This window comes from Acidovorax sp. BLS4, assembly GCF_032929295.1.
Classification (GTDB): domain Bacteria; phylum Pseudomonadota; class Gammaproteobacteria; order Burkholderiales; family Burkholderiaceae_C; genus Paracidovorax.
In genome coordinates this window covers 3,543,143-3,569,136 of record NZ_CP136797.1, presented here as the reverse complement: position 1 = coordinate 3,569,136, position 25,994 = coordinate 3,543,143, and the positions used below count along the sequence as shown (strand labels likewise).

Here is a 25,994-nt window from a genome sequence, read left to right as displayed (position 1 = left end):
ACGCCGCAGAATGTTTCCACCCGCGGGCCATGGGAGGGCTTGGTCTTGCTCCGCCTACCGGCGCCCCCACGCGAGTAAACGCTCCGGTGTCTTTAGCGCATTGGATGTGTGTGGATGTTTTTGCCTCACGCCGCTGCAACGCGCCACTGCTCCGCCATGCGGCGGGGGCGAGGCCGGCTGGCCGGTGCATTCAGGCGGTTTTCCAGGGCGGCGGTGAAGGGCTTTCTTCCCTTGATCTCGAACGTCGACTAAGCCCGGCAGGCGCGGGCCGCCAAGGCCGCGCGATGCCGGCACGTTCCACACCCGGCCGGCTCTGGCCGGCCAGCGCGATCTCAGGCTCTTGCGAGCCTGCCAATAACGATTTCAAGAGCGACATACGTCCGTGCGGTGCAGGTGCGGATGCTGACTTTCGTCCATACGACAGGGAGAATTGCATGAATACGGTCGATCAATCCGGTGGCTCCGCCGAGCTCATGGCAGGCCAGATGGCCATGTGGCTGGGGTCTCAGTTCGCTTCGGCAGACACCAACTTCAATTTGGCTGAGGCCATCGACATCGAGGGAGACATCGATCCCGCATTGTTCGCCGAGGCGGTGCGCCGAGTCACCGACGAAGCCGAGGCCACGCGGCTCAACTTTCTCGATGCGGGGCAAGGCCCGAAGCAGGTGCTCGCACCGACCTTCAATGGAGAGTTGCCCTTCCTCGATTTCAGCGGCGAGGCCGACCCGATGGCCGCAGCGCAGGCATGGATGCAGGCTGATTTCAGTCATCGGGCAGAACTGGCATCAGGGCAGTTGTGGCTCTGCGCGCTGATCCGACTCGCGCCAGGGCGGCATGTCTGCTATCAGCGCAGCCACCATATCCTGCTGGATGGTTTCGGTGGCGGCCTGGTGGCGCGGCGCATTGCGGATATCTACACGGCGCTGGCTCAGGGGAACACCATTCCTGAAACCTCGCGACTTGCACCGATGGCACAGTTGGCCGAAGAGGAGCGCGCCTACCGTGAATCCGGTCGGTTTCCGAGGGACCGCCAATACTGGATGGAGCGCTTTGCTGACGTGCCGGAACCCTTGACCCTGGCGTCGCGTCAGTCGGTGAACATCGGCGGCCTGCTGCGCCAGACCGTGCACCTGCCGGCCGCCAGCGTTCAAGCGCTTCATGCCATCGGCCAGGCCTGGGGAAGCACGCTGCCTCAGATCCTGATCGCCACGACGGCTGCCTATCTCTATCGCACCACGGGGGTTGAAGACATGGTGATCGGCATCCCGGTCACCGCGCGGCACAACGAGCGCATGCGACGGGTTCCTGCCATGGTGGCGAATGCATTGCCGCTGCGCCTGTCCATGCGCCCTGACCTTTCCTTCCCTGAGCTCGTTCGCGAAGTGGGCCGCCAGATGCGCCAGATCCTGCGGCACCAGTGCTATCGCTACGAGACCCTGCGGGGTGATTTGAATCTTCTGCTGAACCACCGGCAACTCTTCACCACGGTCGTCAATGTGGAGCCTTTCGACTACGACTTCCGTTTTGCGGGGCACGTGGCCAAACCACGTAATCTTTCCAACGGAACGGCAGAGGATCTGGGCATCTTTCTGTACGAGCGCGGCAACGGCCAGGATCTGCAGATCGATTTCGATGCGAATCCAGCACTGTACACCGCACAGACCCTGGCCGAGCATCAGCGGCGGCTGCTGACGCTCATGGCGGCCGTGATCGAGCGGCCGGATCAGGCCATCGGACGCATCGAGTTGCTGGGCGCGCAGGAGCGCCAACAGGTGCTGGCGGGTTGGAATGACACGGAGCAGGCGGTGCCCGACATTCACCTGTCGACCTGCATTGAGGCTGGTTTGCTGGCTGACCCCCAAGCCACTGCCTTGCGGTTCGAGGACCAAGTGCTGAGCCGTGGTGAACTGGATCAAAGGGCGAATCGGTTGGCGCACCTGCTGCGTGCGCGTGGCGCAGGGCCGGAGCGTGTTGTGGCAATCGCCGTGCCGCGGTCGCTGGATCTCATGGTGGCCTTGCTGGCCATTCTGAAAACCGGGGCCGCCTATTTGCCGGTTGATCCGGACTTTCCGGCGGATCGCATTGCCTACATGCTGGGCGATGCCCGGCCGGTATGCCTTGTCACGACCAAGTCTTTAGCGCAAACCCTGGCCGCACCAGTGTCGTTTGTGCTGTTCGATGACCCGGAAACCATCGACGAATTGGGCAGACATCCCGAGACCCGCCCGGAGCCGCTGGGAACGCTTGACACGGCGCAGCCGGCCTATGTGATCTACACGTCTGGATCGACCGGAAATCCGAAGGGGGTCGCTGTATCGCACCGTGCCATCGTCAACCGGCTCCGGTGGATGCAGAACCAATATGGCCTGCAAGCCGATGACCGAGTGCTGCAGAAGACCCCTTCCAGCTTCGATGTGTCGGTGTGGGAGTTCTTCTGGCCCCTGATCGACGGCGCCACGCTGGTGCTTGCCAAGCCGGGAGGGCATAAGGATGCAGCCTACCTGGCCGAGATCATCGTTCGCGAAGGCATCACCACCCTGCATTTCGTGCCCTCGATGCTGGAGGTCTTCCTGCTGGAGCCGGCAGCATCCGCCTGTGCCAGCCTGCGGCGCGTGGTCTGCAGCGGCGAGGCCCTGTCGTCTGCGCTGGCAGGCAAATTTCACCAGCAGTTGGGATGTGAACTGCACAACTTGTACGGTCCCACGGAGGCGGCTGTCGATGTGACTGCATGGGCCTGCCCAAGCACGCCGCTGATGGAGCCGGGTTCGGAGGGCGTACCCATCGGCCACCCCATCTGGAACACGCAAATGGTGGTGCTGGACAGTGGACTCCAGCCGGTGCCCGTGGGGGTGACGGGCGAGTTGTACATCGCGGGCATGGGCCTGGCGCGGGGCTACCTGGGCCGCCCGGTGCTGAGCGCAGAGCGCTTTGTGGCCAATCCGCATGGCGGTCCGGGCAGCCGCATGTACCGCACAGGCGATCTGGCGCGCTGGCGCACCGACGGCAGTCTGGACTTCCTGGGCCGGGCCGACCAGCAGGTGAAGATCCGGGGCTTGCGCATTGAGCCGGGAGAGGTCGAATCGGCCTTGCTGCAGCACCCTCTGGTGGCGCAGGCGGCGGTGATAGCCCGCGAGGACGTGGCAGGGGAAAAGCGGCTGGTGGCGTACGTGGTGTCCACCGGTGAGGGCGAACCTGTGTCAGGGGAACTGCGCAGCCATCTGGCGCTGTCGCTGCCCGAGTACATGGTGCCATCGGCGTTCGTTCAATTACCGGCACTGCCGCTGAGCCCGAGTGGAAAGCTGGACCGCAAGGCGCTGCCTGCGCCAGAGGTACAAAGCGCCGTTGCTTATGCGGCACCGCGCACACCGACGGAGAAGGCACTCGCGGACCTGTGGGCCGAGACACTGCATCTGCCCCGTGTCGGCATTCACGACAACTTCTTCGAGTTGGGCGGGCATTCTCTGATGATCGTGCAGTTGATCTCGATGATCCGGCAGCAGTTCCTGATCGATCTGCCCCTGGACACCTTGTTCCAGGTCTCCACCATTGCGGGGCTGGCGGAGCGGCTGGACCAGGAGGCGGTGGCGCGGCCGCGCCTGGCACCGATGCCCCGCCCGGCGCGGATTCCGCTGTCGTCCGCACAACGTCGCCTGTGGCTCATAAACCAGCTGGATGGTGCCAATCCGGCCTACAACATGCCCTTGGCGTTACGCTTGTCCGGCATGCTAGACCGCGTGGCGCTGCACGTCGCCTTGGGCGATCTGGTGCAGCGCCATGAGAGTTTGCGCACGATCTACCCGCATGAGGCGGGGCTGCCATACCAACAGATCCTTGACGGTGCCGACGCCCACCCACCCGTGATTGAGGCGGAGGCCTGCGAAGACGATTTGACTGCGCAGTTGCACGCGGCGGCCCGCCACGCCTTCGACCTGTGCCATTCGATGCCTTTGCGGGTCTCGCTGTTCCGGCTGGCCGAGGACGAGCATGTGCTGTTGCTGCTCACCCACCACATCGCAGGCGATGGTGCTTCGCTGCTGCCATTGGCGCGGGACCTGAGCGTGGCCTACGCTGCGCGTTGCAGCCGCCAGACTCCAGATTGGGAGCCGCTGCCGCTCCAGTACGCTGACTACGCACTGTGGCAGCAGGCGCTGCTGGGCAGCGAAGACGATCCCGATAGCCTGGCCGGCCGGCAGCGCAGGTTCTGGCATGACGCGCTGCGCGACCTGACTGAGCAAATGGCATTGCCTGTCGACCGTCCCCGCCCCCTGGTGCCCAGCCACCGTGGCGACGTGGTCCCGCTGCACATACCGGCTGCGGTCCATGAACGCATGCTGCAGCTGGCCCGAGACGGGCAAGCCAGCGTTTTCATGGTGCTCCAGGCTGCCTTGGCCGCGTTGCTGAGCCGCTTGGGGGCTGGCGACGACATCGTGATCGGCAGCCCGGTCGCGGGGCGCAGTGACCACGCCCTGGATGGGCTGATCGGCTGTTTCGTTAACACGCTCGTTTTGCGTACCGATACGTCGGGCCAGCCAGGGTTGCGCGAACTGATTGCGCGTGTGCGTACCACCAATCTGTCGGCCTATGCGAACCAGGATTTTCCTTACGACCGCCTGGTGGAGTTGCTGCGGCCGGGGCGCTCGCGGTCCAATCTGCCGCTGTTTCAGGTCATGCTGGGATTCCAGAACAGCAGCCGGTTGTCATTCAGTCTTCCGGGGCTGTCGATCACGCCGCAGCCTGTGGCCGTGGACACTGCCAAATTCGATCTGTCCTTCATCCTGACGGAGCAACGCCATCACGATGGCCTGCCCGGTGGGATCTCGGGTGGCATTCAATACAGCACCGATCTGTTCGACAGGTCCACCGTGGAGTCCCTGGCGGTCCGGCTGGTAAGCTGGCTGGAACAGGCGTGCGACACCCCGGACGAGGCGATGGGCCGCATCGACATCCTGCATCCCCAGGAGCGCCGCCGTTTGTTGCAGGAGTGGAGCGGCTTCGAGCGCCCCTTGGTTACCAAGACCATTGCCTCGATGGTTGAGGGCCACGCCAGCCGGCGACCCCAGGCACCTGCGGTGATTCTGGATGGCACCACGATCCGCTATGGCGAGCTCGACACACGGGCCAACCGCCTGGCCCACCTGCTGCAGGCACGGGGCGTGGCTGCTGGGTCCATCGTCGCGACGGTGCTGCCGCGCTCGCTCGATCTGGTCGTAGCGCACCTGGCCATCGTCAAGGCGGGGGCAGCTTACCTGCCCCTCGATCCGAACCATCTGGCAGGACGCAGTGCGCTGGTGTTTCAAGAGGCCGCTCCCACCGCCGTCCTTACGCACGAAGCGTTGCTGCCGAGGCTGAGCGATGTGGCCCATTGCATGGCGCTTGACAGCGACCTGACGGTTGCGGCCCTGGCGATCCAGTCGGACAGCCGCCCAGGCGGTTGGGGCGCTGCGCGACACCATGATGGCCCTCACGCGCAGGAGGCGGCATACCTCATTTATACGTCGGGCTCCACCGGAACCCCGAAGGGGGTCGTGGTGCCGCACGCAGGCCTTCACTCCCTGGCCGCTTCCATGGCCGAGCAGATGGACATTGGGCAGGACGCCCGCGTACTGCAGTTTTCTTCCAGTGGTTTCGATGCGTCGGTGATGGACCTGTTGATGGCCTTTCACGTTGGCGCGGCGCTGGTGTTGCCCGGGCCTGCGCCATGGCTGGGACAGGATCTGGCGCAGGGGCTGGTTCGCCAGTCGATCAGCCATGCCCTGATTCCGCCTGCCGCGCTGGCTTCGGTGCCGCCCGGCGAATTTCCAGCGCTGCGCACGCTGGTGGTCGGTGGCGATGTGTGCCCGCCCGCGCTCGCAGCGCAGTGGGCGACAGGGCGCCGCATGATCAACGCCTACGGCCCGACGGAGATCACGATCTGCGCGAGCCTGAGCGAGCCCATGCAGGCCGGGACCGTGCCATCGATCGGGCAACCGATCTGCAACACGCATATGTACGTGCTGGACGGAGACCTTCAGCCCGTGCCTGCGGGCGTGGTCGGCGAGTTGTACATCGCGGGCATGGGCCTGGCGCGGGGCTACCTGGGCCGCCCGGTGCTGAGCGCAGAGCGCTTTGTGGCCAATCCGCATGGCGGTCCGGGCAGCCGCATGTACCGCACAGGCGATCTGGCGCGCTGGCGCACCGACGGCAGTCTGGACTTCCTGGGCCGGGCCGACCAGCAGGTGAAGATCCGGGGCTTGCGCATTGAGCCGGGAGAGGTCGAATCGGCCTTGCTGCAGCACCCTCTGGTGGCGCAGGCGGCGGTGATAGCCCGCGAGGACGTGGCAGGGGAAAAGCGGCTGGTGGCGTACGTGGTGTCCACCGGTGAGGGCGAACCTGTGTCAGGGGAACTGCGCAGCCATCTGGCGCTGTCGCTGCCCGAGTACATGGTGCCATCGGCGTTCGTTCAATTACCGGCATTGCCGCTGAGCCCGAGTGGAAAGCTGGACCGTAAGGCGCTGCCCGAGCCGCAGGCGCCGGGCGACCAGCCTTACGCCGCGCCGCGCACCGACACGGAACTCGCTTTGGCCGCGTTGTGGGCTGACATCCTGCATTTGCCGCGAGTGGGCATTCACGACAACTTTTTCGAAATCGGTGGCCATTCGCTGATGGCAATCCAGTTGGGCATGCGGATCCGGGACCAGATCCACCCTGACTTTCCTCATGCGGAGGTTTACAACCGTCCGTCGATCGCACAATTGGCCCAGTGGATGGACCAGGCTGGCGACGATGGAGTCTCCCTGGATCTGGCGCGCGAGATCCATTTGCCAGAGCACATCCAGGGACAGCCCGAGGCGCCCAGTCTGACGCCGGCGCGTGTCTTTCTCACCGGGGCCAGCGGATTCGTCGGAAGCCATCTGCTGGCTGCGCTGTTGCGCGACACCTCGGCTTGCGTGGTCTGCCACGTGCGGGCTGCCGACGAGGCGCAGGGGCGGCAGCGCCTGCAACGCGCCATGGCAGAGCGGCAGCTTGGCGCGATATGGGACGATGCGCGAATCCAGGTGGTCACGGGCGATCTGGGTGCACCGCAGTTGGGGCTGGATGAAGCCGCCGTGCAACGGGTCCGCGACGGCTGCGACTCCATCTACCACTGCGCCGCGCAGGTGGATTTTCTGCATCCGTACGCCAGCCTGAAGGGCCCCAATGTGGACAGCGTGGTCACATTGCTCGAATGGACATCGCAAGGGCGGCCCAAGACCCTGCATTACGTCTCGACGCTGGCCGTGATTGGCCAGAACGAGGACGGTGGCACGGTCACGGAGCGTTCGGCGCTGCCTTCCTGGAACGGCCTGGTGGACGGCTACAGCCAGAGCAAGTGGGTCGCCGACGCGTTGGCCCGGGAAGCGCAGGCGCGGGGAATGCCGGTGGCCATCTATCGGCTCGGTGCCGTGACCGGTGACCACGATCACGCGATTTGCAATGCCGCTGACCTGATCTGGCGGGTGGCACACCTGTATGCGGACCTGCAGTCCATCCCCGACATGGACTTGCCTCTGAACATGACCCCGGTGGACGATGTGGCGCGGGCCATCCTGGGCCTGGCTGCCCGGGCATCTTCTTGGGGGCAGGTGTACCACCTGGTGAGTCCGGCGCCGCTGCGGGTGCGGGACATTCCTCCGGTGTTCGAGCGTCTCGGGCTGCATCTGGAACCGGTGGCGCTGGAGTCTTGGCTGCGGCGTGCCCACGTGCGGCTGGCCGAGGGGCAGGACCGCGATTTGGCTGCCGTGCTGGCCATCCTGGACCGCTATGACGCATCGGCCACGCCACCGAAGGTGTGCGGCGCGGCAACCCACGCGCAACTTGAATCCATCGGTGCGGCAATCCGGCCGGTGGATCGTGATCTGCTGCACCGCTATTTCGTCGATCTGGGTATCGATGCCAAGGCACACCGTGCCCTGGAAACCAGCATTTCTTGAACGAAGGAGGAAACCATGGCACGTTATCTCATTGCAGCAACCGCCCTGCCGGGACATGTGTTGCCCATGCTGGCCATCGCCCAGCATCTGGTGCGTCAGGGACACCAGGTGCGGGTGCAAACTGCCAGCCACTTCAAGGAACAGGCCCTGGCCACGGGCGCGTCCTTCACCGCGTTCGATCCGTCGATTGACTTCGAGCACCAGGAGCTGGACCGGCGGTTTCCGCAACGTCTGCAACAGCCTTCCGCCCATGCGCAGCTGTGCTTTGGACTGAAGCACTTCTTTGCCGACGCGATGGCGCCGCAACTGGCGGGGTTGCGGCGCATCCTGGCGCATTTCGATGCCGATGCCATTTTGGTGGACACGATGTTTTGCGGCACGTTCCCGATGCTGCTGGGACCGCGGGAGGAGCGGCCCGTCATCGTCGCCATCGGCATTTCGGCGCTGGCGCTGTCCAGCCGGGACACTGCCTTTTTTGGCACGGCGCTGCCGCCTTCGTCCACGGCCGAAGGTCGCACTCGCAACCAAGCCATGAACCGCAATCTTCAGCAGGTGATGTTCGGCGATGTGCAACGCCATTTCAATGGTGAACTGGCGCGCTTGGGAGCGCCGGCACTGCCCCATTTTTTCATCGATGCGATGGTGACGCTGCCGGATCGGTACCTCCAACTGACGTCGGCATCTTTCGAGTATCCACGCAGCGACCTGCCTGGCTCCGTCCGGTTCGTGGGGCCGCTGCTGGCACCGTCACGTGCCGACTTCAACCCACCTGGCTGGTGGCCCGAACTGGATGACGGCCGGTCCGTCGTGTTGGTCACGCAGGGCACGCTGGCCAATCAGAACCCTGCGCAGTTGATCGGGCCCACCGTGCAGGCGCTGGCCAGGTTCGATGACATCCAGGTGATTGCGACCACGGGCGGACCAGTGCCCCCAGGCCTCAGCGCCGCGATGCTGCCCGCCAACGCCCGTGTGGTGCCATTTTTGCCATATGACCGGCTGTTGCCCAAGGTGCACGCCATGGTCACCAATGGTGGATATGGCTCGGTCAACCATGCGCTCAGTCTGGGCGTGCCGCTGGCCGTGGCGGGCGCGACCGAGGAGAAGCCGGAAATCGCCGCGCGAGTCGCCTGGTCGGGCGCCGGCATCAACCTGGCCACCGGGCAGCCCAGCGCGCGTCAAATCGGCGATGCGGTGCGCAAACTGCTGGACGACCCTTCCTACCGGCAGCGCGCCCAAGCGCTGCGACTGGATTTCGCACGCCACCACGCGCTGACCGAGATCGCATCGGCCCTGGTGACGTTGCATGAAAGAGCCCCCGCCATCGCGGAATTTGCATGATTTTCCAAAGAGACCTGACATGAGCAATCCATTCGACGACGAGAACGGCCGTTTCCTGGTGCTGACCAATCCCGAAGGCCAGCACTCACTGTGGCCCGCGTTTCTCGATGTGCCCGCTGGCTGGGAGGTGGCCTTGCCTGCATCCGACAGAGCAGCGTGCCGTTCGTACATCGAAACGCACTGGAGGGACATGCGGCCCCGTTCACTGGTCGTCGCAATGGGCGGTTGATCGCCGTGCCATCGGCCGCCGCGAAATTTCCTTCGGGATTCAACGCGTTTTTTCCGGGAACCCTTGTGCGGCCCATGCGACGGTCTGGACGCCCATTCCGTGGCGCGCGGCCTGCGCAGCCAGGAGGGCATGCACATCAAAGAGTTCGGTGCCCTCCCAGCGCTCTTGTGCATGCGTCACCATGCCTGCTTGCGCACGCTCTGCCATGTCAGGACACCACTGGCTCAACACCCGTGGGAATGCCCGGCAGTACCCCTTGGCGACGCCAGCGAGTTCGGCCAACTGCCCATACCCGACGCGCTTGCCAGCCGGTATCCGCCGCACGATGTCGACGATGCGATCCTTCCAATCGTCGCTCAGAGGGGGAATCGGCGCAGGTCCTTGGCAAATGGCATGGCCCACCCGCAGCATGCCGCCTTGCAGCACCCGCGCCAGTGTGCCGCGACGTCCCTTCAACGCTTTGACGACGCCCGGCCGGCATTGCTCCAGGCGGGCGCAGGGCTCGCATTGGAAGGTGATCCAGAGCACCACCTCCGGGCCGATTCTCAACAGCGACCCGGAGGGCAGGCTTGCCGTGGGGCCATCGATGAGCAGGTTTTCGCGCAGCGTGGAAGGTGGCAGTTGGAGGTCGCGATACGCATCTATCCCCGCCAGCAAAACCTGGCGTGGCGAAAGCCGATTGGCATACCGGTCGCCAAGCAATCCCTGATCGGCCATGGCCATGGCCTCCGATACCAACTGGGGGCTTGGAGCGGCCTGACTGTGCAAGCACAGACCTTGCAGTGTGCCCACGGCCCGCCAGGGCATGGATAGGGAAAACTGCAAAGTGAGGGCACTCGCAGGGGCAGCGGCTGGCATCTGGGGAGGCGGCAAGGGGCGGGAACGGCGTGTGGGCAGAGCTTTGTTCCACAGCTTGACAGAAATTTCCATGCGACGGCGGATGCAGGCGCAATTCCTACAACCCGGCTGCGGCCTGCCGAGCAAACTGGCTCGCCCACCAGGCCGTGAAAGAAGCGCCATGCAATCCAGCCAACCTTTGTCAGCAGCTCGCAATGAGAGCTGCGGCGACCGCCTTGCTTCTGCCCACTCCGTGCGACTGCGCGTGAATGGCCATGACCACCATGTCGAAGTTCCCAGTTGGGTCACGCTGCTTGACCTGCTGCGCGATCGGCTGGGGCTAACGGGAACCAAGAAAGGCTGCGATCATGGCCAGTGCGGCGCTTGTACCGTGCTGGCTGATGGGAAGCGCATCAACGCGTGCCTCACGCTCGCGGTCATGCAGGATGGGGTGGACATCACCACGGTGGAGGGGCTGCCCGCCCTGTCCGGAGAAGGGCTCACAGACACCGGACTGCATCCCTTGCAGCAGGCCTTCATCGACCATGACGCATTCCAGTGCGGCTATTGCACACCAGGGCAGTTGTGCTCCGCGGTGGGTCTGCTGAACGAAGGGGGAGTGCACACGGCTGAGGAGGTTCGGGAGCGCATGAGCGGTAACCTCTGCCGTTGCGGGGCCTATCCGCAGATCGTGCAGGCGGTCGCTCAGGTGGCTGGCATCCGGGTCGATGCCATGTGTTATTCATCGCCCGGCCCCTTCAAGGTGCAGGGGAGCCAAGCATGAGGGCATTCGGGTACGAAGCCGTCGCCACTGCCGATGCCGCCCTGTCTGCAATGCGCGGCCAAGCGTCAGACACTGGCGAGACCGCACCGCAGGCCAAGTTTCTCGCGGGGGGAACCAACCTGATCGACCTGATGAAGGAAGACGTCGTGCGCCCACAGTGGCTGATCGATGTCAGCCGCCTGCCGCTGGCCTCCATCGAGGCCCTGCCCGATGGAGGCGTGCGCCTTGGAGCCATGGCACGGAATGCGGACACTGCGCGCCATCCCTTGGTGCGCGAACGCTATCCGTTGCTGTCGGCGGCCATCCTGACAGGCGCATCGCCGCAGATTCGCAACATGGCGACCAATGGGGGCAACCTGTTGCAGCGCACGCGGTGCCACTACTTCTACGACACGGGAACACCCTGCAACAAACGTGAGCCGGGCACGGGTTGTCCCGCGCGTGAAGGGCTGGCCCGGCAACTGGCCATCCTGGGGACCAGCGACCATTGCGTGGCCACGCATCCGTCTGACATGTGCGTGGCGCTTGCCGCGCTCGATGCGGTGGTGCATGTGCAATCGCCGAACGGGCAGCGAACCATCGCGTTCGCCGATTTCCATCGATTGCCAGGCAACGCGCCGCAGCGCGACAACACGCTGTCGGGCGATGAACTCATCGTGCACATCGAACTGCCGGCCAACGGGCTGCAGCAGCACAGCACCTATCTGAAGCTGCGTGACAGGGCCTCCTATGCCTTCGCCCTGGTGTCGGTGGCTGCGGCGTTCGAGCTGGACGCTGCCGGGCTGATGCGAAGCCCTCGCATTGCGTTGGGCGGCGTGGCCCACAAGCCCTGGCGCGACGCCGAAGCGGAACAGATTCTGGAGGGGCAGCCGCCGGAAGCTGCGGCCTTCCATGCGGCGGCGCAGTTGCTCTTGCGGGATGCCTGCGGCCACGGGGCCCCGGGTGGACCCGGTGACAACCGTTTCAAGATCGTTCTGGCCCGGCGTGCCATCGTGCGTGCGCTCGAGATGGCGCGCGATGGCGAACTGACCAACACCGGAGAGCTGGGTACCGGACCTGTACAGGAATTTCAACCATGAGCACCCACGATGATTTCCGGACAGACCCCGGCGCCGGGCAGGCCCTCCCCCAGCAGCCCATGGCGGAGCCTGGCACCGGGCTGGTGAAGACGGGTGCGCCCGTCTCCCGCATCGATGGCCGCCTCAAGGTCATGGGCCAGGCGCGCTACGCTGCGGAGCATGCCAGCGATGACCTGATTTATGGAGTGGTTGTCAACAGCACCGTGGCAAAAGGGCTGATTCTGAATCTGCGGACGGATCGAGCGCGTGCAGTGCCGGGCGTGCTCGATGTCATCACACACATGAACCGCCCCGCGGTTCGGTCGCTCGATCTTTTCTACAAGGACATGACTTCCCCTGGGGGCTCGCCGTTCAAGCCCCTGCACGACGCGCGCATCCACTACAGCGGCCAGCCGGTCGCGCTGGTGGTTGCCACGTCGTTCGAGGCTGCGCGCTGTGCAGCTGCCTTGGTGGAGCTGGATTACGAGGTTGAAAAACACGAGACCCATCTGGTGCACAACTTGCGCCATGCGCGGGAACCGAGCCGGCTCAAGGCTGGCTACTCACCGCCACCCAAGCCCCGGGGGAATGCCCCCCGAGCGTTCGGCGCGGCGCCGGTCAGGATCGATGCCCAGTACTACAGCGGCGTGGAGCACCACAATCCGATGGAGATGCATGCCTCCACCGTACTGCGCAGTGCCGATGGCCATCTCACCATCTATGACAAGACCCAGAGCCCGCAGAACAGCCGGTGGGTGGTGTCGCGCGTGTTCGGTCTTTCGCAGGAAGAGGTGACCGTTCGCAATCCTTTCGTTGGCGGCGCATTCGGGTCGGGCCTGCGGCCGCAGTACCAGCTCATCCTGGCGGTGATGGCTGCATTGCACCTGCAGCGTTCGGTGCGGGTGGTGCTCACGCGCCAGCAGATGTTCACGTTCGGGCACCGGCCCGAGACATGGCAGCGCGTCAGGCTGGCCGCGGACCACGATGGTTCTCTGAAGGCTGTCATGCACGAAGCTGTGGCCGAGACTTCGCGCCTGGAAGACTACGTGGAAGTGGTGGTGAACTGGTCCGGCCAGCTCTACCAGTGCGACAACGTCAGCCTCGGCTACCGATTGGTCCCTCTCGACCAGTACAGCCCCCTCGATATGCGCGCACCGGGGGCCGCCCATGGCGTGCACGCGCTGGAAGTGGCCATGGACGAATTGGCCTATCAGCTGCGCATGGATCCGCTGATCTTGCGGCTCAAGAACTACGCCGATCGCGATGCCTCCAAGGGGTTGCCTTTTTCTACCAAGGAGCTGCGTGCGTGCTACCAGCAAGGTGCGGAGCGGTTCGGTTGGGCGCAGCGCCCGCTGGAGCCACGTTCCATGCAGCAGGGGCGAGAGCTGATTGGCTGGGGCATGGCCACGGGCACCTGGGATGCCATGCAGATGTTCGCGCGCGTTCGCGCGGTGATGCATGCCGACGGGCGATTGGTCGTGAGCAGTGCGGCCTCCGACATCGGTACCGGCACCTACACGGTGATGGCCATGATCGCCGCCGAAGCGATGGGATTGCCACTGGAACAGGTAACCTTCGCCCTGGGCGACTCGAACCTGCCGTTGGCCCCTGTGGAAGGCGGCTCGTCGCATGTAGCGACGGTCGGTGCCGCGGTGGAGGGCGCATGCGAGAAGCTGCAACGGTTGCTCTGGGCGCTGGCAAGGCGCAGTCGGAGCATGGGCTTCGGCAAGGTGCTGCTCCAGGAGGTGGAATTCAAGGAGGGTCGCATGCGTCGCCGGGACGCCCTACCGCAGGACTTGGGTGTCACGTTCGCCGACATCCTGGCGTCGCAAGGGCGCTCGATGATCGAGGTGCGGCACCTCATGCTTCCCAACGTGCTCCGGCAAAAGAAGTTCGTCAGGGCCACCCACTCCGCCGTGTTCTGCGAAGTGCGGGTAGACGAGGCTCTGGGAACGGTTCGTGTCACGCGGGTCGTCAGTGCCATCGCTGCGGGGCGCATTCTCAATGCCAAAACGGCCCACAGCCAGATCACCGGGGGCGTGGTCTGGGGTATCAGCCAGGCATTGCATGAAGAGACGCAGACCGACCATGCCCTGGGCCGGTTCATGAACCACAACTATGCGGAATACCACATTGCCACCAACGCCGACATTCCGCCGATCGACGTGATTTTTGTGCAGGAGGATGACCGGATCGTCAGCCGCCTGGGCGCCAAGGGGGTGGGCGAGATCGGCATCGTGGGTGTGGCGGCGGCCGTGTGCAATGCCATCTTCCATGCCACTGGCCGGCGCGTTCGCTCCACCCCCATGACGCCTGACAAGGTGATGCTCCCTGCACCACCGGCCGTGCCGTCTTCCGCGGAGGACGCTGTGTCCCTGTAGACGGCCAGGGCCGCCGCCGCATGCGACCGGGTCGTGGCGGGTCGTCAGTCCTGATTCATGGGCGTGGATGCCATGCTGCGTCCTTTTGGTGGCGGTCGGCCAGCAGCGCCCTCAGGCGCTCCAGCAATCTGCCCATGTCCACCGGCTTGGAGAAATGGTCGTCGAAACCTGCCTCCAGCGCGAGCAGCCGGTCGGCATCGCTTCCATAGCCTGTCAATGCAATCAAAGGAAGGTGCCGGGTGTCTGGCTGAGAGCGAACGCGGCGCGCCAGTTCGTACCCGCTGATCTCGGGCAGGCCGATGTCGAAGATGGCCGCGTCAAACCGTGCTTCGGCCAACTGGGCGAGGCCGCCGGCGGCACTGTAGGTGGCCCGCACCCGATGGCCTTCCATTACCAGCCACTCCGCCAAAAGGTCGGCGGCATCGGTATTGTCATCGACCAAAAGCAGTCGCAATGCAGGCAAGGCCTCCGATCCCGTATCTCCTCGCGGGTCATCGGTGGCCTGTGGTTGGCCGAGCAAGGGCAACCGCAGCGTGAAAGTGCTTCCTTTGCCCGGTCCGTCGCTGTGCGCCTTGATGGTGCCGGAGTGCAGGCCCGTCAAGCTGCGGGCGATGGCCAGTCCCAGGCCGAGCCCCCCGGACGCGCGCTCCAAGGCCTGCTCACCCTGCACGAACCGCTCGAATACGTGGTGGAGCAGGTGGGCAGGGATGCCCACGCCCTCATCGCTGACGCGGAGCACTGCCCAGCCCGCCTCGCTGGCGAGTTCCATCCGGATGGGTGTGTCCGGTGGGCTGAATTTCGCGGCGTTGTTGAGCAGGTTGCAGACGATCTGAACGAGCCGAAGCAATTCGCCCTGCACGAGGACAGGCGTCGTCGGCATGCTCAACTGGGGCGTGGAGCTGCGCGCCTGCAAGGCGGGCATCGTCAGCTCCAGCGCACGCTCCATCACCTCTCGGAGATCCACGGGTTCCAGCGACAGGGTGATCTTTCCCGACACGATTCTCGAGATGTCGAGCAGGTCGTCCACCAGGCGCGACAGGTGCTTGACCTGCCGGTCGATGATTTCACGTTCCCGGGAAAATGCCGTGGGATCGCGGCGGGCGATCAACTGCAGGGCCAGCACGATGGGGGCCAGAGGGTTGCGGAGTTCATGGCCCAGCATGGCCAGGAATTCATCTTTCGCGCGGTTGGCCGACTCGGCTTCGCGCTGCGCCTTCCGTGCCTCCGACAAGAGCAGCGCATTGTCCAGCGCCAAGGCTGCGCGTTGCGCAAGTTCGCCGATCAGTGCGCTGTCTTCCGCTTCAAAGATGCGGTTAGGACCGGCCTGGAGCACCGCCATGGTGCCGATGGTGCGTCCCCGCGCAATGAGTGGAACGACGCAGGCCGCGCCGGCTTCGAGTTCCGGCACAAGCGCTGAAATGTCTTTGATCTGGCCCTCGACTTCGCCGGTCTGGCCGGACGGATACAGGCGGGGCTTGCCGGTCTTGAGGGCGGTGATCAGCACCTGCGGCGTTTCCGCGGCATGGACCAGCACGTGGTCCTGTTCGGCAAGCCTGCCGCTGTGCTCCGCCCATTTGGAGTGGCTCAGCCTTGGAAGCAAGGCCCCTTGCTCATCCAGCAGATCGATCCGGCAGGCATCGCCGATGGCAGGCACCACCAGGCGGGCAATCGCGTCGAGCGTATCCGACTCCTCCAGTGATCCGGAAAGTACGGCACTGGCATTGACCAGCAACCCCAGCCGCTGTTCGGCCGCCTGGGCTGCGGACCGTGCATGGCTTTCAAGCTGCAGCAACTCTTCCCGCTCTGCCTCACTGCCGGCGCGCTGCACGGCGGCCGATTCGAGCGCCCGTGCCACGGCGTCGATTTCCGTGATGCGCGACATGCCGGATGGCCGCAATTCGCCCCGGCCCAGGGCATCGGCGTCGTCTCGCAGGCTGCGCATGGGCATTGTGATGGACTTCGACATCCACCAGGCACCCGTCCCCCCGAGAACCAGTGATGCCAGAAGACCCAGCACGTAGGCCCCGGCGGTGCGCCACCAGGAGCTTTCTGCCTTCGACAGCGATGTGCCCAGGACGAGCGTCCAGCCCCCTTCGCCGAGCCGCGCGAGCACAGTCTTCGCAAGCACACCATCGACATTGGTGCTGGTGCCCAGGAGTTCTTGCTTATCGTGGCCCAGTGCCTGGAAAAGGGGCTTGAGCGATTCACTGGGGCCGGAACCCCGCCATTTTTCGTCGTCCACCGTGCGGGCGATGCGAGCCAGATTGGCATCGAAGACGGACACGTACCACCCTTCGGGAACGCGCTGCGCACGCAGCACGGCGGCAATGGCCTCCGGTCGAATGATGGCTGTCAACACATATTTCACCACGCCATCCCGTATCACCGGAACGCGGACCGGAAAGGCCAGATTGCCCCCGGCACCACGCGCCATGGACCCGGCGACGGGTCGTCGGGTCTGGACGGTTGCGTCAAAGCTGGATCGCTCCACCACGTTCGCGCTGTTGGGGCGGTCGGTTTCAGTGGAAAACACCACGCGCCCGGAAGGGTCCGCCAGCAGCAAGCCGCGCCACTCCGGATGGGAGGCGCGCACCGCCCGGCTGAGTGCGAGGGCCTGCGCTCTGCCCTCGCCGTCCGCCGTGCCCAACGGATCTGCCAGAGCCAGCGTTTGCAAGGCGGACATCGTCAGTCGCAGCTCTCCCTCCACTGCCGTGGACAGCGCGCGTGCGACACCCAGGCTCGACGCCTCGTTTTGCGCACGCTGGCTTTCGAAAAGGGCGGACAGGGAGATGCCGCACACGATCGCCAGCGGCAGGATCGCCGCCACAGCCACCAGCAGCAGTTGGGTTTTCAAGGGAACGGTGCGCACGGGTTTCGAAAGGCGTTGTGTCCACTGAGACGGGCGGGTGTGGCGCAATGGGCAGGCGCAAGCATGACCGTTTTGCGGCGTGGCCTGGGTGCAGGGCAGGGGTGGAAGGCGACAGCATGTTATCTCCGCCCGGGCAGATTCCTTTCCTCCTCTGTTCCGCAAATTTTCTGGCCCCCTGGCCTCTGACCGAAGATTTGTTGCAAAATGTTCGATTGATCCGCTTGGCGGAATGCAGGAGGGGAGAAATGGCAAGAAGACGTCAAAAACAAAGTGCCGCAGACGATTTCCTGGATTGGGTGGCACGGCTTCCATGGTGGATTGGACTTGGCCTGGCGGCCATGATTTATTGGGCGCTGCATATGTTGGCATCCCAGCCCATGCCAGCGATGAGAACGCCGCACGAGATGGGACAAGTGATCACCGGCGCGCTCTGGCGCAGTCTGGCTTATGCCGGGCAATTCGTGCTGCCGCTTCTGTGCCTGACGGGCGCGGTGCTTTCCGCCGTGAGGCGTCGGGAGCGGCGCCATCTGCTGGACGACTGCGGGACCGCCAGCTCCAGCGCACAGGCCTTGCAAGGCATGTCCTGGCAGGCTTTCGAAAAGCTCGTGGGTGAGGGGTTCCGGCGACGCGGCTATGCGGTGCAGGAGCGGGCGCAAGAGGGCGCGGATGGCGGGGTGGATCTGGTCCTCACCAAGGCAGGGGAGATGTCCCTCGTCCAGTGCAAGCATTGGAAAGCCTTCCAGGTCGGCGTCCAGGTAGTCCGCGAGTTGTACGGCGTGATGGCCGCCCACGGGGCGTCCGCCGGCTTCGTGGTGACCTCAGGGCGCTTCACGCAAGACGCCACGGCGTTCGCCAGCGGGCGCAACATCCGCCTGATCGATGGTGCAGCACTGCTGCAACTCATTCGCGAAACCACTGCGGATCGCAGCCAGGCCCCGCAAACCGCGTCCAAGGTGTCGGTGCCTTCCTCACCTCAGGAAACCGCGGCAGTGCGGTCCGAAGTGTCCTGCCCTCAATGCGGCAGCCGAATGGTGCGGCGCACAGCCAAGCGAGGCGTGCTGGCCGGTCAATCTTTCTGGGGTTGCTCTGATTACCCTTCCTGCCGGGAAACGCGCAACGGCTGAAAGGGCTTTGCACGGTGCGCAGACCTTGCAGGGTTTGGGCGCCCAGCGACAGCGTGACCGGCAGGCCCCGTTCAGCCAACCCACTCCGGTCTGTGAGCCCGGCTCAAGACAGCGGTTTGGCCCGGGTGCCCCGGGGAACAAACCGCTGCACGAAGTCCGGCTGAAAACAGCGTTGGGTCCCGTCGGCAAAATCCACCGTGACAGAAATCGCATCAATGGCTGCCACGGTGCCTTTGCCATACCGTTTGACGCGAACGGTTGCCCCCAGTTCGAGCACCTGGGCATCATGACGGGCTTGGGCTGCCGATGCGATGACCGGTTCTCCCATTTCGCCCAGGTCGCTCGCCACCAGTTTCCGTACCGTGTCGGCAGCCCGCTCGACCAACGTCTGTCGGGCCAGCTCGGCCATGCGAATGCAGTTGTCGCAGGTGCCACAACGCTGCGGTTCGTTCGATGGATCGAAATACTCGAGCAGCACCTGCCAACGGCAGCGACCCGTCTGCGCATAGAACACCATGCGCTCCAGCGCCTGTTGGTCTTGCTCCCGCTTGTCGGCATAGGCCTGCAGAAGCGCACGCACCGACGCGGGCTCCAGTTCCGTCTTGCGCAGGGTGAGTGCGCCGCTGCGTGCTTTCGAGACCATCTTGTGCCGCTGCAGCAGGCCCAGCCCCACCTGGAGCTTGCTGCGGGGCCGGTCCAGGCGCGCCTGCAGGCTGTCGAGCGTCCAGAAGCCCGGTTCTTGCGGCGCGGGATCGCGCAATGCCTGGTACAGCGCGTCGATGTCGTCCGCGCTGGGGTAGCGGCCTGCCAGAAAGAACTGCTGAACCGCTTTGTCCTTGCGGAGAAACAGCAGCGTGCAGTCTGCTGGATCGCCATCGCGCCCCGCACGCCCTGATTCCTGGTAGTACGCATCGAGGCCGCCTGGCATCTGGTAGTGCACGACAAAGCGCACATCCTGCTTGTCGATGCCCAGTCCGAACGCATTGGTGGCGACCATCACGCGGGCCTTTCCGTGCATGAATGCATCCTGGGCTTCACTGCGCTCTGCGGCTGGCATGCGCCCGTGGTAGAGGCCGGCCGCCACATCCGCAGCGCGCAGTGCTGCATGAACCTCCTGCGCTGCTTTCACCGTGGCGGCATAGACCAGCCCGGAACCCTCGGCCGCTTTCACGATATCGATGAGGCGGGCCCGTTTGTCGGCTTCGTTGGCCAGCGCCTCGGCGCGGTAGCGGAGGTTCGGCCGGTAGGTCCCCGTGTCGACGACGCCCGCTGCAGGAATGCCCAGTTGCTTGCGAATGTCCGCCGCCACCGGCCCGGCCGCCGTAGCGGTCAGCGCCAGCACGGTCGGGCGGCCCAGCCGTGCCACCGCACCGGCGATTTCGAGAAAGGCCGGCCGAAAATCATGGCCCCATTGGGAGATGCAGTGGGCTTCGTCCACCGCGAGCAGGCCGATCGGTCCGCTGGAGGCGACCAGGGCCAGAAATTCTGCATCGGCGAGCCGCTCCGGGGTGGTCAGCACGATGCGTGCGCTACCGTCGGCAATGGCTTGCTCTGCCTCGCGCGTTTCCTGCGGTGTGAGTCCGCTGTGCAACTGCACGGCAGGAACACCCCGCTCGCGCAGCGAGTCGCACTGGTCGCGCATGAGCGCGATGAGCGGTGACACCACCACCGTCCTGCCTTCAATCATCAGGGCAGGCAATTGGTAGCAAAGCGACTTGCCCGCCCCGGTCGGCATCACCGCCAACGTGTTTTCGGACTGCAGCACGCGGTCGATCACCTCGCGCTGGCCCGCCCGCAATGCGCGCAAACCGAACGTCTTCTTCAGCACCGACTGGATTCGGGCCGCTGACGGCGTGCGGGGTGCTCGCGGCTGGCGGGCACGTTTGGGAGAGGCGGGTGTGGGCTGGGGCGGGATGACAGGCATAGGCTGCCATGCTGGCGGGGGCCGCATCTCCCCCGCGTCAGACGTTGCTCACGCCGAATGTCATCCGCTGTCTCTGCCCTCCACCCCTCTGCCCGGTGCGTCAGAAGCGTGCCTGCACGCCCAGCGTCACCGCGCGCGCCGTGCCCGGTGCAACCCAGAGGCGGCTGTACGAACTGGTGTAGTACGTGGTGTCGAAAACATTGTCCACGTCCAGGGTCAGCCGCACGGCCGGGGTGATGCGCCAGTAGGCGACCAGTTTGGCTGTGCGGTAGCTGGGCAGATCGAAGGCCGCCGATCCCGCATTGGCCTCGGCCTGGGTACGGGCCTGGCCCAGGCGACGGCCGACGTGCGTGACGCCGCCCCCGATGCCATAGCGTTGCCCATTGTCGAAGGCGTTCTCGTACACCGCCAGCACGCTGCCATTGACCTTGGGCACGTTGAGCAGCCGGCCCCCGACCTCCAGGGTGTTGTCACGGGTGATTTCCACGTCGTTCAGAACCAGGCTGGCATTGACCCGCCAGCGGGCCGTCACCTGGCCTGCGAAATCCAGCTCCAGGCCCCGGCTGCGCACTTCGCCTGCGGCCACGGAATAGCTCGAATTGAGCGGGTCGGAGGTCAGTACATTGCGTTTGCGGATGTCGAACAGGGCGGCCGTGGCACCCATGCGCTGGTCGGCGCTCTCCCACTTTGCGCCGACTTCCAGGGAACGCCCGGTTTCCGGATCGAAGGGCTGCGAAGCACTGTCGGACCCCACGTTCGGGCGGAACGAGCGCCCCGCGTTCGCGTACACCGTCCATTGCGAGGACGGCAGCCAGCTCAGGCCAACGCGCGGCGAGGTGGATGAAGGCTCCTGGCGGACCGTGGTGCCATTGCGCCGGTTTTCCAGCGACTGCCGGTACTGGTCCACGCGTACCCCGCCCACCAGGCGCCACGTCGGCGACAGCTTGATGGCATCCTGAAAATAAAGCGCGGTGTTGCGCTGGCGCTCCAGGGTGTCCGTGTTGGGCAATGGCGTGGGCTGGGACTGTCCGTAGACAGGGGCCTGGATGTCGATCGCATAGGGCGAGGCCGCCGTGGGGTTGGCGCGCAGCATCAGCGTGTCCAGGTGGAACTTGAAGCTTTCCACGCCGAACAGCAGCTCGTGTTCCATGCCGCCGGCCTTGACGTTCCCCTGCAGTTCGGCCTGCAATGCGATGTCGTCCGAGGCGAAGTCCCGAAAGCGGCGCTGGCGGGTGAGCAAGCCGCTGGACTGCAGTGCGCTGGCTTCGGTGGAGAAGCCCTGGATGGAGGTCTCGCGGTACGACAAGCCCAAGCGGCTGCGCCATTGCGGGCTCCATTCGTGCGACAGGATGAACTGATGGGTCTGGTTCTCCACCGTCACATCGCCATCGCCCGGCTCGCCCAGGAATCGGCTGCGCGGGATGGTGCCCAACCGATTGCCCACGGCCACGACGCCTCGGTCCAAAGGCGTGGCATGGCGCAGAAACTCCCCGGCGTATTCCAGCGACGTGTCGCGGCTCAGCTTCCAGGTGAATGCCGGGGCGACCACGCGCCGTTCGGAACTCACATGGTCGCGGAAGCTGTCGCGGTCCTCCGCTGCCACGTTGAGGCGATAGGCGAAGTTCTCGCCGATGGGCCCGGTGCTGTCGAATGCGCCCCGCTTGAGGCCTTGGCTGCCCACGGAGCCCTCGACGGCATTGGCTGCTTTCCACAAGGGCCGCTTGCTGACGATGTTCAGGGTGCCGCCGGGTTCGCTGCTGCCATAAAGCGCTGCTGCGGGGCCTTTGAGAAATTCGATGCGCTCCACGCCGGCCAGATCGCGCGGCGCGTTGAAGCCCCGGTTGGAAGAAAAGCCGTTCATCAACGTGGCCATGCCGGTGTTTTCATTGCCAGGCAGGCCACGGATGGCCACGTTGTCCCACAGCCCGCCGAAATTGTTCTGGCGGGACACACCCCCCACGTAATCGAGCACGTCATCGAGCCGCGTGGCGCCCAGGTCATCGATGGCCTGGCGGGTGACGATCCGCACCGATTGTGGCAGCTCCCGCAATGGCAGGTCGGTCTTGGCGCCCGCGGCTTCTTCGGCATGGTAGGCCCCGGACTCGGTGCGTCCGACGATCTCGACAGTGGACAGCTGGGGCGCACTGTCGGCGGTCTGCGCCATGGCAGAGCCGCACGACAGGGCCGCCATGGCGAGCGTGAGGGGAAAGGGGGCGCGAGCGCCCCGGCAGGCAATAAGGAACATGAACGTACTGAAGAAAAATCGCCGGCCGCGATTCAGGGCGGCCGGATGGCATGCACGGACCCGCCCGCGGCGGCAACGCCGCCACGGCGAGAGAGAGAAGATCCAACTGGGATGCGGCCGCCTTGCGGTGCGGCATGCATCAGGCGATGGGAAGAGGGGGATCGCGCGATGCAAAAGGCCAGCGGCCAGGTGCTGGCACGAAGGCAAATGCCGCTGTGGGCTGTGGGCATTTGGGGCCGGCGCCTGCCTGCGGAACCGGCAGTCCGATGCCGCCTGACAATGCGGCGGGCTGCGCGAATGCCAGGCAACCGGCACAGGGGCCGTGCTCCAACGCGTGTGCCGGCTTCGCCGGCTGGGGCGCATCGTTTTGCTCCGCGCTGGCGGTCTCCGGGCCCGTGCCCATGGCGGCTTGCAGATGCTCCGCCTCGTGCAAGGGCAGCCCGATGCACGTGTGCAGGAACACGGCAAGCAGGAGCAGGCGAAGGAGGGCGCGGCGATGGTTCATGGCGAGGGCGCCGAATCATAGCGGCGTCTTTGCCGCTTTCCCGCCGAGGCAAAAGGGGTCAGGCGCTTTCGGTCGCCACTACCACCTGGTTGCGCCCTTGCTGCTTGGCCTGGTAGAGCGCCTGGTCGGCACGCTGGACGATGTCGGTTTCGTTGGTGTCCTTCAGGCTGCAAAAACTCATGCCCAGGCTCACGGTCAACTGGCCAACGGCCGGGAACTGGCTCTGGCTCACCGCGAAGCGGATCTTTTCAGCCACCACACGGCCCTCCTGCCGGTCCTGCGGCTCCGGCAGCAGCACCACGAATTCCTCGCCGCCGTAGCGCGCCACGAAATCGGTGATTCGCACACTGCCCGAGATCACCTGGGCCAATTGCTGGAGCACCGCGTCGCCGGCCTGGTGGCCATGGTGGTCGTTGACATGCTTGAAATGGTCGGCGTCGATGACCAGCAGTGCGAAGGTCCGGCCCGTGCGCTGAAAGAGCTGCACGTACTCGCGCAGCTTTTCATCGAACCTGCGGCGGTTGTAGAGCCCGGTGAGCGCGTCGTGAATGGCCAGGTTCTCCAGTTCCTGGTTGGCGCGGTGCAACGCCAGCGTGCGTTCCGCCACCTGGGCTTCCAGGGACGTGTTCAACTGGGACAGTTCGCGCTCCCGCTCGAGCAGGGACGCCGTCATCGACTGGAAGGAGTGGTTGAGTTGCGTGATCTCCGATGCGTGTTCGTCGCCCGGATAGATCGGCGTTCCAGCGCGGTTTTCGATCATGCGGGCGGCGCGGGCCAGCTGTTCGATGGGCCGGCTGATGCGCGCTGCCAGCCGGTAGGCCACCAGGGCGCAGGCCAGGGCCGTGAGCAGGCCGAGCAGAATCAGTTGCTGGCGCAGCGCTTTCACCGGGGCCAGTGCCTTGTCCAGCGGCTGGCGCAGAACGATGCGCCAGCCCAGATCGGTGTGCGCCACGGTCGGTAGCTCCACCATGCTGGTGAGGTACTCTGCGCCATCGCTCCATTGCAGGCGTTCCGACTGCGCCTGCGGAGAGGCGCCGGCAGGCAGATTCAACAGTCCGACATGCTGGAACGGGTAAAGAATGTGCCCGGCCCTGTCCGCGATCAGCACCTCCGCACCGTGCTGGCCGACCCGGTTCACCACGATGGACTCTACCGTCTCGGTCACCCAGGACCAGTGGGCGTGGGCACCCAGCACCCCCCGCAACTGGCCCTGCTCGTCCAGGATGGGGGCAGCGAAGTCGATGAAGCGCAGCGGCTGGTCCGGGTTGCGGTTGGGCAACTGCTTGGCGAGCAGCACGGCCTCGTGCACGTCGCCCACGAACAGCCCGGAGCGGGCGGACTGGAACCAAGGCCGGTGCTCGACCTGGGCACCGACCAGCACGCCATCAGTGGCTTGCGTGACCCGTCCGCTCGCGTCGGTGACGCCGATCCAGGCGTATTCGTTGTGGGTGGTCTTGCGCAGGTCCAGCGCCTGCCGCATCTCCTGAGCGGAAAGGTCGCCGCGGGTGAAGAGCGCCAACTGGCGCAGGAGGTCGATTTCCTGGGCCCGCTCGCGCAGGTTGGTCGCCAGCAGGTCGGCGGCCGATCGGGCACTGGTGTGCAGCAGTTCACCGCCGAACCGGGCCAGTTCCCCCGTGGCGATGTGGCCCACGTAGACCCCCACGCCCAGCAGGCTGGCAAGCGACAGCCCGCCGAACAGCAGGGTGAGCTGTCCCCTGAAGCTCTGGCGCGAGCCCTTGGCCTTGTCGGTGGTTTGCATAGCCTTTCGATTTTCTCCGGATCAGAAGGGGCTCTCTACAATGCCGGCCCTTTGGTCCTGGAAACCCCGCCCATGCATATCGTCGTCAACGAAGAACTCAAGGCCTATATCGACCCCCTGAGCCCCGAGGAGCACGCGGCCCTGGAGCGCAGCCTGCTGGCGGAAGGGTGCCGCGATGCGCTGGTGCTGTGGGGCGATGTGCTGGTGGATGGCCATAACCGGTACGGTATCTGCCAAAAGCACGGGTTGCCGTTCCAGACGGTTCAAAATCAGAATTTCCGCTCCATGGAAGACGTGCACCTGTGGATGATCGACCAGCACCTGGGTCGGCGTAGCGTATCGGACTTCCAGCGCGGCGTGCTGGCCCTGCGCAAGCGGGAGATTCTGGCCGATCGCAACGTGCGTGCCGCCAATGGCGAGGCCCTTCGGGGGGCTTCCCCCGGCGAACCCGGGGAGGATGCACACCCCCCCGGTGCCGCCGCCCCGGCCCCGACTGCAGCCGATGCGCTGGCGCAGGAGGCATCGCCAGAGCCCCAGCCGCTGTCCAGTCGGGAGGCCATTGCCAAGGCCGCACGGCTGAGCAGCAGCCAAGTGGTGATGATCGAAAAAATACGCAAGCAGGCCGCGCCCGAGGTGGTGGCAGCGGTCAAGGCGGGCGCCCTCTCACTGAACGCAGCGGCGGCCGTGGCCACGTTGCCGCAGGACGAACAGCGTGCGGCAGCCATGGCGGGAGGCGACGAACTCAAGCAGGCGGCCAAGCGGGTGCGCGAGGCCAGGCGCAAGCCCCGGGACGAGGCCGATGTCCCATCGCCCGAGACCCTGCAGTCGTTGCGTGAACGCGTGGCCGAACTCACGGCCGAGAACGAGGAACTGCGCCGCCAGCTGGCGGCCTGGCAGGCACAGCCGGGCGCCTAGCGTCAGGGCGGGGGGCGCACGGGCGGTTTTAGACGCCGCGCCCCATTTTTTCGAAGGTATCCGCACCTTGTGTGCGG

Annotated in this window: 13 protein-coding genes; 8 read left to right on the top strand and 5 right to left on the bottom strand. The window is 65.4% G+C overall.

Annotation, left to right across the window (positions count from 1 at the left end):
• The first annotated feature begins 434 nt into the window (after positions 1–434).
• The 3 genes from R1Z03_RS16470 (at position 435) to R1Z03_RS16460 (ending at position 9,516) form a co-directional block, all read left to right on the top strand.
• Positions 435–7,949: a non-ribosomal peptide synthetase gene (locus R1Z03_RS16470; protein WP_317352883.1), complete on the top strand. Its 7,515-nt coding sequence runs from the start codon at positions 435–437 to the stop codon at positions 7,947–7,949.
• A gap of 66 nt (positions 7,950–8,015) precedes the next feature.
• Complete coding sequence (locus R1Z03_RS16465; RefSeq protein WP_372588163.1) at positions 8,016–9,287, top strand: nucleotide disphospho-sugar-binding domain-containing protein; 1,272 nt, start codon at positions 8,016–8,018, stop codon at positions 9,285–9,287.
• 19 nt (positions 9,288–9,306) lie between these two features.
• The gene (locus R1Z03_RS16460) at positions 9,307–9,516 is read left to right on the top strand and encodes an MbtH family protein (RefSeq protein WP_284429821.1); all 210 of its coding nucleotides are present in this window, start codon (positions 9,307–9,309) and stop codon (positions 9,514–9,516) included.
• Positions 9,517–9,555: 39 nt separating this feature from the next.
• On the opposite strand, the gene R1Z03_RS16455 is transcribed toward R1Z03_RS16460, so the two are convergent.
• Positions 9,556–10,239: an MOSC domain-containing protein gene (locus tag R1Z03_RS16455; protein ID WP_317352877.1), complete on the bottom strand. Its 684-nt coding sequence runs from the start codon at positions 10,237–10,239 to the stop codon at positions 9,556–9,558.
• A gap of 295 nt (positions 10,240–10,534) precedes the next feature.
• On the opposite strand from R1Z03_RS16455, the gene R1Z03_RS16450 reads away from it, so the two are divergent.
• Genes R1Z03_RS16450 through R1Z03_RS16440 form a run of 3 tightly spaced genes read left to right on the top strand, consistent with a single transcriptional unit; the run spans position 10,535 to position 14,576 of the window.
• A complete protein-coding gene (locus R1Z03_RS16450) occupies positions 10,535–11,137 on the top strand; it encodes a 2Fe-2S iron-sulfur cluster-binding protein (RefSeq protein WP_317352875.1) in 603 nt (200 codons plus the stop codon).
• Positions 11,134–12,216, top strand: a complete 1,083-nt coding sequence (locus R1Z03_RS16445; protein WP_317352872.1) for a xanthine dehydrogenase family protein subunit M — start codon at positions 11,134–11,136, stop codon at positions 12,214–12,216. Before R1Z03_RS16450 ends, R1Z03_RS16445 begins: the two co-directional genes overlap by 4 nt.
• Positions 12,213–14,576 (top strand): xanthine dehydrogenase family protein molybdopterin-binding subunit, encoded by a 2,364-nt coding sequence (locus R1Z03_RS16440; protein ID WP_317352870.1) that lies wholly within the window; start codon positions 12,213–12,215, stop codon positions 14,574–14,576. The genes R1Z03_RS16445 and R1Z03_RS16440 overlap by 4 nt, the downstream gene beginning before the upstream one ends.
• A 55-nt stretch (positions 14,577–14,631) precedes the next feature.
• Here the strand turns inward: R1Z03_RS16440 and R1Z03_RS16435 are convergent, their stop codons facing one another.
• Positions 14,632–17,445, bottom strand: coding sequence for an ATP-binding protein (locus R1Z03_RS16435; RefSeq protein ID WP_317352867.1), 2,814 nt, complete (start codon positions 17,443–17,445; stop codon positions 14,632–14,634).
• A 116-nt stretch (positions 17,446–17,561) separates the two neighbouring features.
• On the opposite strand from R1Z03_RS16435, the gene R1Z03_RS16430 reads away from it, so the two are divergent.
• Entirely contained in the window at positions 17,562–18,569 is a 1,008-nt protein-coding gene (locus tag R1Z03_RS16430; protein WP_317352864.1) for a restriction endonuclease, read from the top strand.
• 103 nt (positions 18,570–18,672) lie between these two features.
• Here R1Z03_RS16430 and R1Z03_RS16425 read toward each other — a convergent pair whose 3' ends face one another.
• From R1Z03_RS16425 to R1Z03_RS16415, 3 genes are all read right to left on the bottom strand, one after another.
• On the bottom strand, positions 18,673–20,493 hold the full coding sequence (locus R1Z03_RS16425; protein WP_317352861.1) for an ATP-dependent DNA helicase RecQ: 1,821 nt from the start codon (positions 20,491–20,493) through the stop codon (positions 18,673–18,675).
• Between the two features lie 100 nt (positions 20,494–20,593).
• Positions 20,594–22,738 (bottom strand): TonB-dependent siderophore receptor, encoded by a 2,145-nt coding sequence (locus R1Z03_RS16420; protein WP_372588162.1) that lies wholly within the window; start codon positions 22,736–22,738, stop codon positions 20,594–20,596.
• 563 nt (positions 22,739–23,301) lie between these two features.
• Positions 23,302–25,002, bottom strand: coding sequence for a diguanylate cyclase (locus tag R1Z03_RS16415; protein ID WP_317352858.1), 1,701 nt, complete (start codon positions 25,000–25,002; stop codon positions 23,302–23,304).
• 72 nt (positions 25,003–25,074) lie between these two features.
• Between R1Z03_RS16415 and R1Z03_RS16410 the strand changes: the two genes are divergently transcribed.
• Complete coding sequence (locus R1Z03_RS16410; protein WP_317352855.1) at positions 25,075–25,917, top strand: plasmid replication/partition related protein; 843 nt, start codon at positions 25,075–25,077, stop codon at positions 25,915–25,917.
• Positions 25,918–25,994: the final 77 nt, after the last annotated feature.

Excerpts from the sequence above, each read along its gene's own strand:
- R1Z03_RS16470 (WP_317352883.1), top strand. The coding sequence starts at position 435 with ATGAATACGGTCGATCAATCCGGTGGCTCCGCCGAGCTCATGGCAGGC.
- R1Z03_RS16465 (WP_372588163.1), top strand. The coding sequence starts at position 8,016 with ATGCTGGCCATCGCCCAGCATCTGGTGCGTCAGGGACACCAGGTGCGG.
- R1Z03_RS16460 (WP_284429821.1), top strand. The coding sequence starts at position 9,307 with ATGAGCAATCCATTCGACGACGAGAACGGCCGTTTCCTGGTGCTGACC.
- R1Z03_RS16455 (WP_317352877.1), bottom strand. The coding sequence starts at position 10,239 with ATGGCCATGGCCGATCAGGGATTGCTTGGCGACCGGTATGCCAATCGG.
- R1Z03_RS16450 (WP_317352875.1), top strand. The coding sequence starts at position 10,535 with ATGCAATCCAGCCAACCTTTGTCAGCAGCTCGCAATGAGAGCTGCGGC.
- R1Z03_RS16445 (WP_317352872.1), top strand. The coding sequence starts at position 11,134 with ATGAGGGCATTCGGGTACGAAGCCGTCGCCACTGCCGATGCCGCCCTG.
- R1Z03_RS16440 (WP_317352870.1), top strand. The coding sequence starts at position 12,213 with ATGAGCACCCACGATGATTTCCGGACAGACCCCGGCGCCGGGCAGGCC.
- R1Z03_RS16430 (WP_317352864.1), top strand. The coding sequence starts at position 17,562 with ATGTTATCTCCGCCCGGGCAGATTCCTTTCCTCCTCTGTTCCGCAAAT.
- R1Z03_RS16425 (WP_317352861.1), bottom strand. The coding sequence starts at position 20,493 with ATGCCTGTCATCCCGCCCCAGCCCACACCCGCCTCTCCCAAACGTGCC.
- R1Z03_RS16420 (WP_372588162.1), bottom strand. The coding sequence starts at position 22,738 with ATGTTCCTTATTGCCTGCCGGGGCGCTCGCGCCCCCTTTCCCCTCACG.
- R1Z03_RS16415 (WP_317352858.1), bottom strand. The coding sequence starts at position 25,002 with ATGCAAACCACCGACAAGGCCAAGGGCTCGCGCCAGAGCTTCAGGGGA.
- R1Z03_RS16410 (WP_317352855.1), top strand. The coding sequence starts at position 25,075 with ATGCATATCGTCGTCAACGAAGAACTCAAGGCCTATATCGACCCCCTG.